This window comes from Deltaproteobacteria bacterium, assembly GCA_022340465.1.
Taxonomy (GTDB): Bacteria; Desulfobacterota; Desulfobacteria; order Desulfobacterales; family B30-G6; genus JAJDNW01.
Genome location: JAJDNW010000100.1, coordinates 81,801 through 94,883 on the forward strand (window position 1 = coordinate 81,801; position 13,083 = coordinate 94,883).

Sequence of the window (13,083 nt, forward strand, 5' to 3'; positions counted from 1 at the left end):
TGGAGTGACTTATGAAAAGTAGACGCATTACCCAACACCCGATTTTGGAAATACCGGCAAGAAAAACGGTGGCTTTTTCCTGGAACGGCGAAATGTTGGAGGGTTTCGGTGGCGAAATGATTTCATCCGCCCTGATTGCCAACGACATCCATGTCTTCGGACATCACCATAAGGACGGCAGCGCCCAGGGAATCTTCTGCGCCAACGGACAGTGTTCCCAGTGCCTGGTGACGGCCGACGGCCTTCCGGTCAAAGCCTGCATGACACCGCTGGCGGACGGCATGCTGCTCGAAAGCGTCGAAGGGTTGCCCCGCCTGCCTCGGGACGATGGCACTCCCGTGCCCCGTCCGATTCCGGTAACCGACGTGGACGTATTGATCATCGGCGGCGGTCCGGCAGGCCTTTCGGCGGCGATCGAACTCGGCAAGCTGGACATCGCGACCCTGATCATCGACGACAAGAACCACCTGGGCGGCAAGCTGGTGTTGCAGACCCACAAGTTTTTCGGATCTGTGGAAGATTCCTACGCAGGTACCCGCGGATTCGAAATCGGTAAAATCCTCAGCCGGCGGGTTGCCGAATTCAGCTGCATACATGTTTGGCTGGAAGCGACGGCCGTGGGCGTGTTTTCCGACGGCCTGGTAGGCATCGTCCAGGGTAAGCGCTACCGTCAGGTACGCCCCAAAAAGCTGCTGGTGGCCACGGGTGCCCGTGAAAAGATGCTCTCCTTCCCCGGGAATACCTTGCCCGGTGTTTACGGTGCCGGGGCTTTCCAGACCCTGGTAAACCGGGATCTGATCAAGGCATCCGAAAGGGTGCTCGTGGTCGGCGGGGGTAATGTCGGCCTCATCGCCGGATACCATGCCATCCAGGCGGGCATCGAGGTCGTGGGCCTGGTGGAAGCCCTGCCCCAGGTGGGCGGCTACAAGGTTCACGCCGACAAGCTCAAACGTCTCGGCGTGCCCATCTACACCGGCCACACGGTGGTCGCCGCCCATGGAAACGACCATGTGGCGTCCGTCACCATCGCCCAACTGGATGACAACTGGAAAACCGTTCCCGACACCCACCGGACCTTCGAGGTGGACACCGTGCTCATCGCCGTAGGCCTGGCGGAAGTGAACGAGTTCTACCACAAGGCCAAAGACTTTGGCATGGACGTGTTTTCCGCCGGCGACGCGCAGCAGATTGCCGAAGCATCGGCTGCCATGTTCACTGGCAGGATAGAAGGCGTCAACATTGCCCGATCCCTGGGATACGCCGTGGATCCGGTACCTGAAGACTGGTACCGCAAAGTGGCCGTCCTGAAATCGAAACCCGGCCAGTTGAAGGAACGGCTCAAACCGGAGCAGGAGGAGGGCGTCTTTCCCGTCATTCACTGTTTCCAGGAGGTTCCCTGCAACCCCTGCACCTCGGTTTGCAAGGCCGGAATCATCCACACGCAGGATGACCGCATCACCGGACTGCCGTATGTGACGGACCGCAGCGCCTGCACCGGGTGCGCCAACTGCGTGGCTGTCTGCCCGGGTCTTGCCATTACCCTGGTCGATTTTCGTAAAGATGCCGAGACGCCGACCGTGACCCTGCCCTACGAAATCTGGCGGGACGAAGTGGCCCTCGGGCAGTTGGTGCCGGTCACCGACGAAGCCGGTGCGATCCTGGGTTATTTCCCGGTCAAAGGGGTGCGGGTAAAGAAGAAATATCCGCGCACCTGCCTGGTCCAGGTCCGAATGGACAAAACCCTGGCCAAACGCGCTGCCGGCATCTGGGTGCAGGAAGCCCAGATCGAGCCGTCCCAAATATATGAAAGGGAACCCCTTCCGGACGACGCCGTCATCTGTCGCTGTGAACGCGTCAGGGCCGGTGAAATCCGGGAAATGATCCGCAACGGCATCCGGGACATCAATCAACTCAAGGCCCTGACCAGGGCGGGTATGGGAGCATGCGGTTCCAAGACATGCCGCCCCATGATCTGGCGCATTTTCCAGGAAGAAGGGATCGACCCGGGAGAAGTCGTGGACCGCACCGATCGACCGCCGTTTGTGGAGGTTCCCATAGGGTATTTTGCCGGCATTCACGGGGAGGAAGATCATGGATGAATTCGATGTGATAATCATTGGAGCTGGATCGGTGGGCGTGCCCACCGCCATGGCCCTGAGTGAAAAGGGTTTCAAATGCCTGGTGCTGGACTGGCGCCCTTCCCAGGGGCAGGGGCAGAACAAACATGCCATCGGCGGTATCCGCGCCACCCATTCGGATCCCGCCAAAATAAAAGTCAGCAAGCGCTCTCTGGAAATTTTCTCCGGGTGGAAAGACACATACGGCGAAGATATCGAGTGGCTTAAGGGGGGCTACACGTTTCCGGTCTACACGGAAGCGGACGCGGACGTCCTGAAGTCGATCCTGCCCATTCAACAATCTTTCGGCCTGAATATCGACTTTGTCGGCCCGGAAGAAATAAGCGCGGTGATTCCCGGCATCAATCCGGAGGGGCTATTAGGGGGCACCCATTCGATGGACGACGGTTCTGCATCGCCGCTGTTGTCCATCAACGCCTTTTACCGGCGGGCCCGATCCCTGGGAAGCGTTTTCAAATTCAGGGAGAAGGTGATGTCCATCATGGTTTCCAGCGACCGGGCCATCGGCGTGGTCACCGAAAATTCTCATTACACGGCGCCGGTGGTCATCGATGCCGCCGGTCCCAGATCCCGGGAGCTTTGCAGCAGTGTGGAGGTCGGCGTACCCGTGTTTGCCGACAGCCACGAGGGCGCCATCACCGAACCGACGCAATCGTTTTTTACGACCATGGTGGTGGACATCAGGCCCGGTCCGGGTTCAAAAAATTACTACTTTTATCAAAACCCCCGCGGACAGGTGGTGTTCTGCATCACGCCCGATCCGCCTATCGTGGGCATGGACATGCGCGAAACATCGCTGTTTCTGCCCCAGGTGTGCTCGCGCATGGTCAAGCTGCTGCCGCGTTTGAAAAACCTGCGCGTCCGCAGGATCTGGCGGGGGTTGTATCCCAACACCCCGGACGGATCCCCTATCGTGGGCTGGAATCCGGATATCGAAGGGCTGTTGCATGTCACGGGCATGTGCGGCCAGGGATTCATGCTGGGGCCCGGAATAGCCGAAGTGGTGGCCAGGCTGGTGGCCGGGCAAAGTAGCGACGACGACCGCAAAATTCTCAACAGCTTCCGGTTGGATCGCACTTTTGCCGGTGAAGAGTCGTTAAAATAAAACCGCAATAACGCAAAGGGGGTGAAGACCATGGAGACAATGAGTTTGAAAACCCGAATTGGATATGGGCGTCCGACGATCCATAACGGTTACGCCGGTCAAACCCTCTATGTCGATCTTTCGGACTCCTCCATCGAAATCAAACCGGTTACCGAAGAGATGAAAAAGATATTCGTGGGGGGCAAGGGCTTCGATCTATGGCTGCTGTGGCAAGCCGTTACGGCGAGCACCCGCTGGAACGCCCGGGACAATGCCGTCTGCATCGCCTCCGGGCCCATGGGGGGAACGCCTAGCTACCCGGGGGCCGGGAAAAGCATCGTCGCGACGCTTTCGCCCCTTACCGGCTCGGTGATGGACTCCAATGTCGGGGGGTACTTCGGACCTTATCTCAAATTCTCCGGATTCGATGCGCTGGAAATCCAGGGCAAGGCCCCCCGGGACACCATCGTTTTCATCGACGGCATTGAAGAGAAAATTGAAATCATCGATGCACCGGGTCTTCCTGAAGACGCCTATGCGCTGTCCCGGCTCCTGACAGGCCATTTCGGCAAAGGCAAACCACGTGACATCTCGGTGGTTTCCACCGGCCCCGGGGCCGCCAACAGCCTTATGGGCTGCCTCAATTTCTCATGGTACGATGCGGCCCGGAGAAGGGCCCGGTACAAACAGGCCGGCCGGGGCGGCATCGGGACGGTCTTTGCCGACAAGGGCATCAAGGCACTGGTCGTCCGCTGGGGCGGCGTTAAACTCGAAACCAATGGCCCCTCCGATCCCGAAGCGTTGAAACGCGTGGCCAGGCTGCACTCCCGGGAAATCTCCGATCTCGACCCCAAGCAGAACGAGATGGCTTCCATCGGCACCACCCACCTGGTGCCCATCATGAACGACTACGATCTGTTACCCACCCACAATTTCAAATTCGGCCGGCACCCGGGTGCCGCTCTCATCGGCAAGGACGCTTACCGCCCGTTATTTGACAAGGGATACGACGGTTGCTGGATGGGGTGCACCGTGGCCTGCGCCCATGGTGTCAGGGACTTTGTCCCGGTAAGCGGCCCTTACCGTGGCAAGCGCGTCTTCGTGGACGGGCCTGAATATGAAACCATCGCCGGGTGCGGGTCCAACATCGGCATTTTCGACCCTTACACCATTTTGGAAATCAATTTCTATTGCGACGCCTACGGCATCGACACCATCTCCTTCGGCACGAGTCTGGCCTTTGCCATGGAGTGCTTTGAAATGGGCCTGATCGGCAAGGATCTCACCCAAATGGACCTCTCCTTCGGCAATCGGGTCAGCGCCCTGGAAGCCCTGCATCAGATGGCTGAAGGCCGGGGCTTCGGCAATATGCTGGGCCAGGGGATCCGGCGCATGAAAGCGATTTTTCATGAAAAATACGGCGCCGATGCCGTCATCATGCAGGATATCGGTATGGAGTGCAAGGGACTCGAGTTTTCCGAATACATGACCAAAGAGTCCCTGGCCCAGCAGGGCGGGTATGGCCTGGCCCTCAAGGGCCCCCAGCACGATGAAGCCTGGTTGATTTTCCTGGACATGGTGCACAACTTCATGCCCTCCTTCGAACAAAAGGCCGAGGCCCTGCACTGGTTTCCCATGTTCAGAACCTGGTTCGGCCTCTGCGGGTTGTGCAAACTGCCCTGGAACGACATCGTCCCCGAAGACAACAAGGACCAGATGGAACCGGCCAAGGTCGTGAAACACGTGGGCTGGTATGCCGAATTTTTTGCGGCGGTGACCGGCAGACAGGTCAAACCGGACGACCTCATCACCATGAGCGAAGCGGTATACAACTTCCAGCGAATCTTCAACCTGAAGATGGGTTTTGGCCGGCGGGAGCATGACAGCATCCCCTACCGTTCCGTGGGCCCTGTCACGGACGAAGAATATCAATCCCGCCGGGAACGCTATGATCGGCAGCTTGAAGAAAAGGCCGGTGTTGACATTCAAGGCAAATCCACCGCCGAAAAAGTGGCCCTTTTGCGCCGGTACCGCGAGGATCAATACGAAAAGCTGAAGGACGCGGTTTATCAACGCCGGGGATGGACCCCAGACGGCGTACCCACCCTCGAAACCGCCAAACGTCTCCACATTGATTTTCCGGACGTGATGGCGCTTCTCGAAAGCCATCAACGCTGAAAGGAGGATGACCCATGGATATAAAAATAGATAAAATTCTTTATGCGACGGATCTCTCTAAAAATTCCGCTTATGCGTTTCGTTATGCCGTCGATTGTGCGGAAAAAAACCACGCCAAAATAATCATTCTGCATGTTCGTGAAGACTTTTCCGCCACAACCAAAATGCTGATGACTTCTTATCTGAACGAAGAGCAGATCAAAAAACTGCATGCCGAAAGCGAGGATTACACCCACGAACGGATCAAAAAAAGGCTGAAGGTTCTCTGCGAAAAAGAGCTGAAATCCGAGATCGAACTCACGGATATGATCGAAGGAATTAAGGTAAAGGAAGGATTCCCGGCAGAAATCATCCTTCAAAGCGCCGATGAACTCGATGTCGACCTGATCATCATGGGAACCAACAGCAAAGGCTTCATTGAAAATACCTTTCTGGGTAGCACGGCCAAAAGAGTTCTGCGCCGCACCCATAAACCTATCTTCATCGTGCCCATACCCAGGGGGGAGATCGATATCTCAGTACCTGAATAAGCCATCGGGAGGAAACATGAAAATTCTGGTTGGATATGACGGCTCGAGAATGGCCGAAGACGCGTTGAAGCTGGCAATCAAAAGGGCCCTGGTCCTGGATGCCCGGGTATTGGTGGCGACCACCATGCCCAAGGCCGACAACAGCCAGTTGGATGAGGTGAACGAAGCCGAGGGCAGTTTGGCCTATGCCAAATCGCTGGTCGAAAAAAGGGGAGTCCCCTGCGAGACACATCTTCTGATTCGTGGTCTTTCCCCGGGTGAAGACCTCGTCCTCTTTGCCCGGGAAAACCAGGTCGACGAAATCATTGTCGGCATCAGAAGACGTTCAAAGGTAGGCAAAATAATCATGGGATCGACAGCGCAGTATGTGATCCTCAAGGCACCCTGCCCGGTGGTGACGCTGAAATAGCCCTGCCAGGCCGCTCTGCTTTATTTTTGCCGGACCGGAACAGCGAGGGCATCTCCTGGCCGCCTGCTGCGTTGGTAAACGAGCGAATCAAACAGACCAATTCCTGACAATGCAGATTCCCCTCGAGCTCGCTGCGGGGAATCTGCATTCCATTGACACCCATGGCGCTGCCGCCCCTACCTTTAGCGGACTATCTAAGTTTTGCGAAATCCCACTTCGCTATTTTTCTAAACACGCGCGCTTTCCGGCGCGTCATACCGAAGCATTGCCGATCTAACAGTTCAATATCATTGGAATTAATCAATTACAATGATGGTGGCATATTTAATGCTACATTGGGAAGACAGCGGGCTCGATTGCGGTTGTTTATTATCATAAACCCTATGGAGGATTGATATTATGGATGCCTTACTCATTATGATTGTTGCGTTTGCCGGCTATATCCTAATGTACCACTTGTATGGCAGGTATATTGGCAAGCATATTTTTGCTTTGTCGAAGGATGCCACAGCCCCGGCAAAGGAGTTTGAAGACGGTGAGGACTATGTGCCCACCAAGAAGGAGGTCATCTTTGGACACCACTTCACCTCCATTGCCGGCACCGGCCCCATCGTCGGTCCGGCCATCGCCATTATCTGGGGGTGGGTCCCGGCACTGTTGTGGGTATTTATCGGCAGCATTGTCATGGGAGCGGTGCATGATTTCGGCGCTTTGATCATTTCCATGCGCAACCAGGGCAAATCGATTTCCGACTATACGGCCAAATATGTAAACAGCCGCACGCGTTTTCTGTTCTTTCTGATCGTGTTCCTGGAACTGTGGATCGTGATCGCCGTCTTCGGGCTGGTCATTGCCATCATCTTTGCCATGTACCCGCAGTCCGTGCTGGCGGTTTGGGTGGAAGTTCCCATCGCTGTCACCCTGGGTTACCTCATCTACAAAAAAGGTAAAAATATCATGGCCTGGTCCATCTACGCTGTTATCGCCATGTATCTTTGCGTCTTTCTGGGGCCCTACCTGCCCTTTAAAATGCCGGCCATAGCGGGTATCCCGGCTACGGGCATCTGGACCATCATCCTTCTGGCCTATGGTTTCATCGCCTCTGTTCTGCCGGTCACAACCCTGTTGCAGCCCAGGGATTTTATCAATTCCCACCAGCTGGTCATCGCCATGGCCCTTTTGGTGCTAGGCGTCCTGGTCGCCGCCTTTGGCGGTGATCTGGAACTGGTTGCCCCTGCTGTTCAGAGCACTCCGGCCAAAGCGCCCCCCATGTGGCCTTTTCTTTTCATCACCATCGCCTGTGGGGCTATTTCCGGATTCCACTCCCTGGTGTCGTCGGGTACCTCATCCAAACAGGTGCGCGGCGAAGAGGATTCCCTTTTCGTGGGCTACGGTTCCATGCTGATGGAAGGGGCTCTGGCCACGCTGGTGATCATCGCCGTGGCCGCCGGCATCGGGCTGGGCTACACCACCAAATCCGGCGAGGTGCTGGCCGGTACGGCCGCCTGGACCGCCCACTATTCTTCCTGGGCGGCCGCCGCCGGGCTGGGCTCCAAAATCAGCGCTTTTGTGGACGGATCGGCTAACATGATCATGGCCATCGGTATCTCGAAAAAGTTCACACTGGCCATCATGGCGGTCTTTGTCGCCTCTTTTGCCGGAACCACGCTGGATACCGCCACGAGGATTCAGCGCTATGTCATCGGTGAACTCGGGCATTCCATCAATATCGACGGTCTGGCAAACAAATGGGTTGCCACGGGGATCGCCGTGGGAACCGCCCTTATCCTGGCCTTTGCCACGGGTGCCAGCGGTAATGGAGCGCTGAAACTCTGGCCGCTTTTCGGTGCCGTCAACCAGACCCTTGCGGCCCTTGCCCTGATCATCATTACCCTCTATCTCAAGGAAAAAGGCGGCCTCAAATGGCTGGTTGCAGGCATTCCGGCCGTTTTCATGTCGGTAATGACCATCTGGGCGGTCATCATGAACCAGGCCACGTTCGGCACCGCCCACAATCTGTTGCTGCAGACCATCAACATCATCATTCTAGTCATAGCGGTGCTGATCGTCATCGAGGGGGTCGTGAAATTTTTCAAAACAGACGTCCCATCGGGGCAAGCTGTCCCGGAGGCACAGTAACCTTAATCATCATGCTTTATCGGCGTGGCGGCCCGGGCATTAATATCGGCTCACCGACCCTCCTTCCAAATGCCCGAGGCTCAGCCACGCCGATATTTTCACCTTAATTGAGCGTTTCAATGAAACGGTTCGGGAAATACACCATGGAGCGACAACTTAAAAAGATCTATTTGGCGATACTGCTGCCCGCGGCAACGGGATTTGTGCTCGTGTACGCCGCAAAAATGCTGGATATCTATCAATTGCCGGTGGCCCGGGCCCATGCGCTGATGCCGCCTGTGTTATTCATACTGTCGGCAGCCTTTGCAGTGGCGGCGCCGACGTTTTACCGTGCGTATTTCGCTCACAAACATCGCCACCGCTCGGCCGTTAGGGAGGAGGAACTGGTCAGGATGGAAGGCCGCAGCATTGCCATGGTCATGGTGGCCCCATACCTGGCCCTTTTGGCCTACGGGTTGAACCTGCCGCGGTTCCACTTTTGCGGAACAGTGATTATGGGTCTTTATGCGGTTTACTACTTCTATCCGTCCAAAAAAAGACTGAGATTCCAGAAAAGATTGTACCGGGTTAAACCCTGAGATTGTATACATGGAAATTCCAGGCATTCGCACTATCCAGGACAAAATTGCGGCGGTTTTCAAGGCGGCGGATGGGGTCATGCGCGGCAAGGCCGTCAGTGTCATGGAATACGAAACCGAGGAACTGGCGCATATCTTCTCACTGCTGGTCCTGGGAATGTTCGTGGGCATTCCCTCACCGCCGATTCACATTACCATGGAGTTGCTTCCCGATATGGAAGACGCATTCGGCCGTATGATCGAAAAGGTCTCCACAGCCCATGACCCTCTCGGAGACCTCTTTTCGGTACTGGAGATCGACTAGCCATGCAGCCTGAACTTCATTTTTTTATCGGCAAGGGCGGTGTCGGCAAATCCACGGTTTCCGCGACCACGGCTATGCATCTTTCATCACTGTCACAAAAGGTCCTGCTGGTGTCCATGGACCCGGCCCACAACCAGCGTGATCTTTTTGAAGGCGCCTTTTCGGAAACTCCCCGGCCGGTCAACACCTTTCTCAGGGTCAAGGAGGTGGACACGGATTTTTGGATCCAAAACTACCTGAAGGAAACCAGAAAGGCCCTCAAGACCACCTACAGTTACGAGAGTGCCTTCAACCTGGACGCATGTTTCAACGTGCTGCAGTTTTCGCCCGGATTGGAAGAATATGCGCTCCTGTTGGCCTTCGAATCCATCATAGCATCCTCACAGGGAACCGCCCACATTGTCTTCGACATGGCGCCGACCGCCCTTTCCCTGCGTTTTCTGGCCCTGCCGGCGGTCACCTTGATCTGGCTGGAAGAACTGATGAAGCTGCGCAATAAAATCATCGCCAAAAAGGAAATCATCACCAAAATCAAATTCGGGAAAAAGCAGATTGAAACCGACAAGATCCGATCCCGGTTAGACAGCCTGATAGAAAGACACCAGCGTCTCTGCCACATATTTCAGTCAGTGAAAACACGCATCAATCTGGTAGTGAACGATGACCGCATGTCATTTGCGGAAGCATTGCGGATCAAGGAAAAGCTGCAGGAAATAAACCTGCGTATTCATACGGTCGTGGTCAACAAAATTATGCATGGAAGCATTCCTGAGACCATCGCCGAAACCTTCAATGAGCAGCACATCACCCTTTTTCCGCTGGCAAAAGATTGTCTGATGGGGTATACTGCTATTGTAAATTACGTCATTGCCAACCCTGCATCCTTTCAGGGGAATGCGTGATCAACTCACAAGGGGGATAAATCAATGAAAATAGCCATTTCATCTACAGGCCCCTCTCTGGACGACCTGATCGATGCGCGCTTTGGGAGGTGCGCCTACTTCATTATCATCGATCCTGCCACCATGGAATACGAGGCGTTCCCCAACCAAAACGTGTCTTCCACCAGCGGAGCCGGCATCTCGTCGGCCCAGTTTGTGGTCGACAAAGGCGTCGGACTGGTCCTGACAGGAAATCTGGGCCCCAAGGCAGCCAACGTATTTGACACCAGCGGCATCCGGGTCCTCACCGGCACAGGTGGCACGGTGGGAGACGCCGCCAGGCAATATGCTGAAGGCGAAAACCTTACCCAGCAGGCAACGCCAAGCCGCCCCCCGGCAGCTGCGGGCACTGGAGTCCCTCAACCGGGATCGGGTATGGGGGCTGGCAGAGGCTTGGGCGGTGGCAGCGGTATGGGACGCGGGTGCCGTAAAACCGGCGGCGGCGGACGCGGTATGGGCGGCGGACGCGGTATGGGCGGCGGACGCGGTATGGGCGGCGGACGCGGTATGGGTGGCGGACGCGGTATGGGTGGCGGACGCGGTATGGGTGGCGACGGTACGGGACGTGGCAGATAATAGCCTGCCGTCACATTGCATGACACCCCGTATCGACAGGAAGGTCGTATGAATATCGGCCTGATTCGCTGCGGAAAAAATGAGACGTCGTGCCCGTTGACCGGTTGTCTTATAAAGCCTCCGGGCGACCAAAGAAGGCTTTGCAGAATATGATAGCGCAAGCATCATGGGGGTGTTTACCTGCCGGAAGGGCATAAGGCAGAGTCGGTATAAAGTTCTACCTGAGTTGAGCGTTTCAAATTGTAAGAATAATCAAAATGAAACTATTTTTAATGAATTAAACCTCAATTTAGGTTCTGTTTCATATCTTGCAATTTTGGGGCATAATGAACGATAACCTGGACCGCTTTGTCGAACAGTTGCAGGAAGAAATATACGAGGTAGAAACCAAGCTGTTAAAGGAGGGAACATGCCTCTCTTTCGTACTTCAACGACCTTCGGGCCGGTGCCGTCGCGACGCCTGGGAATGAGCATGGGCATCAACAACATCCCTTCCAAGGTGTGCACCTACGCCTGCATTTACTGCCAGGTGGGACGCACGACGCTGATGACCAAAAACCGCCGCGAGTTCTACCGGCCGGACGTAATTTATCAGGCGGCCCACAAGCAGTTGGACAAAACCTTCGAATCGGGCGTGCGGACAGACTATCTTACCTTCGTGCCCGACGGCGAACCCACGCTGGACATCAACCTGGGCAAAACCATCGACCTGTTGCGGCCGCTGGGTATTCCCATCGCGGTAATTACCAACAGTTCACTCATCTGGCGCATGGATGTGAGGGAGGAGCTTGCCAAGGCCGACTGGGTATCGGTCAAAATCGATGCCGTCGATAGCAGTGTCTGGCGCAAAATCAACAGGCCCCAGGCCTTTCTGCAGTCCTCTCAAATTCAAGACGGATTGGTTGAATTCGCCAGGCATTTCTCAGGCCGTCTGGTGACGGAAACCATGCTGGTCGGAAATCTGAATGAAAATGACGACCAACTGAAAGATATTGCCGCCTTTATTGAAGTGCTCGGGCCCCGCAAGGCCTATTTAAGCGTCCCCATCAGGCCGCCGGTTGAGGGGTGGGTGAAAAAACCGGATGAAAACAGACTGAACAGGGCCTACCAGATTTTTTCCGAAAAGCTGGCCGGCGTGGAGTATCTGATCGGCTACGAGGGTAATGCCTTTGCCTACACCGGCAATGCCCGGAAAGACATATTGAACATCACCGCCGTGCATCCCATGCGCCGGTCGGCCGTGGAAAGGCTGTTGTCGAAAACCGGTGAACCGTGGACGCTGGTCGATCGGCTCATCGCCTCGGGGAATCTCAAGGAATCGATGTATGAAGGCCACACCTATTATTTGCGAACATTTGGGCCGTCCTGAATGACGCATCTCAACCTGACTATTTTAGTGGACAACCACGCCGAGGCGGGTCTGGCAAGCGAACACGGCCTGTCCATGTGGATCGAACCGGAGGGCGACAAGCCTATCCTTTTCGATACCGGCGCCGGGAAGCTGTTCGTCGACAACGCCAAAAAACGCGGCATCGACGTGTATACCGCCGACCGGCTTGTCTTGAGCCATGGGCATTACGATCATACCGGCGGTGTTGGTTCTTTTCTGCGGCACAACCGCCACAGCCGTATCTACTGCCACCCGGGTGCCGTTGTCCCCCGCTACGCCGTCAGAGGCGGTATGGGCAATCCCATCCACATGCCCCACGAATCCATTGCCGCCATCGACAAATTGCCGGAAACCCGGCTGCACTGGGTCCAGGAGCCGCTGATCCTGTCAGACGATATCGGGCTGACCGGTCACATTCCGCGCAAAACAGATTTCGAAACCCCGGGTGGACCCTTTTTTTACGATCCCGCCGGAAGGCGTCCGGATCCCATCGACGATGACATGGCCCTCTGGGTGCACACACCAAGGGGTTTGGTCGTGGTTGTAGGCTGCTGCCATGCCGGTGTGGTGAACACCCTCGATTACATCCGGTACCTGAACGACGGCATGCACGTGCACGCCCTGGTCGGCGGGTTTCACCTCATGGGTGCCGGCTCCTTGCGACTGGAGCGCACCATGGATGCGTTAAAGACTTTTGATATCGATCTCCTCGTTCCCTGCCACTGCACCGGCGACGACACCGTCAAACTGCTCTCAGACACCTTCGGGGACCGGGTCTCCCCCGGCTTCGCCGGCAAGGTGCTCCAGATCTAACCC

General features: G+C 56.0%; 12 protein-coding genes. All 12 read left to right on the forward strand.

What is annotated here, in order from left to right; all coding sequences use genetic code 11:
* Nucleotides 1-11: 11 nt before the first annotated feature.
* Nucleotides 12-2,099 carry an FAD-dependent oxidoreductase gene (locus LJE94_14955; protein ID MCG6911408.1) on the forward strand — a complete coding sequence of 696 codons (2,088 nt, stop codon included), beginning with the start codon at nt 12-14 and terminating at the stop codon, nt 2,097-2,099.
* A complete protein-coding gene (locus LJE94_14960; GenBank protein MCG6911409.1) occupies nt 2,092-3,243 on the forward strand; it encodes an FAD-binding oxidoreductase in 1,152 nt (383 codons plus the stop codon). Before LJE94_14955 ends, LJE94_14960 begins: the two co-directional genes overlap by 8 nt.
* Nucleotides 3,244-3,282: 39 nt before the next feature.
* On the forward strand, nt 3,283-5,400 hold the full coding sequence (locus tag LJE94_14965; protein MCG6911410.1) for an aldehyde:ferredoxin oxidoreductase: 2,118 nt from the start codon (nt 3,283-3,285) through the stop codon (nt 5,398-5,400).
* A 14-nt stretch (nt 5,401-5,414) separates the two neighbouring features.
* Nucleotides 5,415-5,930: a universal stress protein gene (locus tag LJE94_14970; GenBank protein MCG6911411.1), complete on the forward strand. Its 516-nt coding sequence runs from the start codon at nt 5,415-5,417 to the stop codon at nt 5,928-5,930.
* Between the two features lie 16 nt (nt 5,931-5,946).
* Nucleotides 5,947-6,339: a universal stress protein gene (locus LJE94_14975; GenBank protein ID MCG6911412.1), complete on the forward strand. Its 393-nt coding sequence runs from the start codon at nt 5,947-5,949 to the stop codon at nt 6,337-6,339.
* A 399-nt stretch (nt 6,340-6,738) separates the two neighbouring features.
* Nucleotides 6,739-8,478 carry a carbon starvation protein A gene (locus LJE94_14980; protein ID MCG6911413.1) on the forward strand — a complete coding sequence of 580 codons (1,740 nt, stop codon included), beginning with the start codon at nt 6,739-6,741 and terminating at the stop codon, nt 8,476-8,478.
* A gap of 143 nt (nt 8,479-8,621) precedes the next feature.
* A complete protein-coding gene (locus tag LJE94_14985) occupies nt 8,622-9,056 on the forward strand; it encodes a hypothetical protein (GenBank protein ID MCG6911414.1) in 435 nt (144 codons plus the stop codon).
* Between the two features lie 10 nt (nt 9,057-9,066).
* Complete coding sequence (locus tag LJE94_14990; GenBank protein MCG6911415.1) at nt 9,067-9,360, forward strand: hypothetical protein; 294 nt, start codon at nt 9,067-9,069, stop codon at nt 9,358-9,360.
* 2 nt (nt 9,361-9,362) lie between these two features.
* Nucleotides 9,363-10,262 carry a TRC40/GET3/ArsA family transport-energizing ATPase gene (locus tag LJE94_14995; protein MCG6911416.1) on the forward strand — a complete coding sequence of 300 codons (900 nt, stop codon included), beginning with the start codon at nt 9,363-9,365 and terminating at the stop codon, nt 10,260-10,262.
* Nucleotides 10,263-10,286: 24 nt separating this feature from the next.
* A complete protein-coding gene (locus LJE94_15000; protein MCG6911417.1) occupies nt 10,287-10,877 on the forward strand; it encodes a NifB/NifX family molybdenum-iron cluster-binding protein in 591 nt (196 codons plus the stop codon).
* Nucleotides 10,878-11,286: 409 nt separating this feature from the next.
* On the forward strand, nt 11,287-12,246 hold the full coding sequence (locus LJE94_15005; protein MCG6911418.1) for a radical SAM protein: 960 nt from the start codon (nt 11,287-11,289) through the stop codon (nt 12,244-12,246).
* Nucleotides 12,247-13,080 (forward strand): MBL fold metallo-hydrolase, encoded by an 834-nt coding sequence (locus LJE94_15010; GenBank protein ID MCG6911419.1) that lies wholly within the window; start codon nt 12,247-12,249, stop codon nt 13,078-13,080.
* Nucleotides 13,081-13,083 lie beyond the last annotated feature (3 nt).

Coding starts and splice junctions, on each gene's coding strand:
- LJE94_14985 (MCG6911414.1), top strand. CDS start 8,622: ATGGAGCGACAACTTAAAAAGATCTATTTGGCGATACTGCTGCCCGCG.
- LJE94_15005 (MCG6911418.1), top strand. CDS start 11,287: ATGCCTCTCTTTCGTACTTCAACGACCTTCGGGCCGGTGCCGTCGCGA.
- LJE94_14955 (MCG6911408.1), top strand. CDS start 12: ATGAAAAGTAGACGCATTACCCAACACCCGATTTTGGAAATACCGGCA.
- LJE94_15000 (MCG6911417.1), top strand. CDS start 10,287: ATGAAAATAGCCATTTCATCTACAGGCCCCTCTCTGGACGACCTGATC.
- LJE94_14975 (MCG6911412.1), top strand. CDS start 5,947: ATGAAAATTCTGGTTGGATATGACGGCTCGAGAATGGCCGAAGACGCG.
- LJE94_14970 (MCG6911411.1), top strand. CDS start 5,415: ATGGATATAAAAATAGATAAAATTCTTTATGCGACGGATCTCTCTAAA.
- LJE94_14960 (MCG6911409.1), top strand. CDS start 2,092: ATGGATGAATTCGATGTGATAATCATTGGAGCTGGATCGGTGGGCGTG.
- LJE94_14995 (MCG6911416.1), top strand. CDS start 9,363: ATGCAGCCTGAACTTCATTTTTTTATCGGCAAGGGCGGTGTCGGCAAA.
- LJE94_14980 (MCG6911413.1), top strand. CDS start 6,739: ATGGATGCCTTACTCATTATGATTGTTGCGTTTGCCGGCTATATCCTA.
- LJE94_15010 (MCG6911419.1), top strand. CDS start 12,247: ATGACGCATCTCAACCTGACTATTTTAGTGGACAACCACGCCGAGGCG.
- LJE94_14965 (MCG6911410.1), top strand. CDS start 3,283: ATGAGTTTGAAAACCCGAATTGGATATGGGCGTCCGACGATCCATAAC.
- LJE94_14990 (MCG6911415.1), top strand. CDS start 9,067: ATGGAAATTCCAGGCATTCGCACTATCCAGGACAAAATTGCGGCGGTT.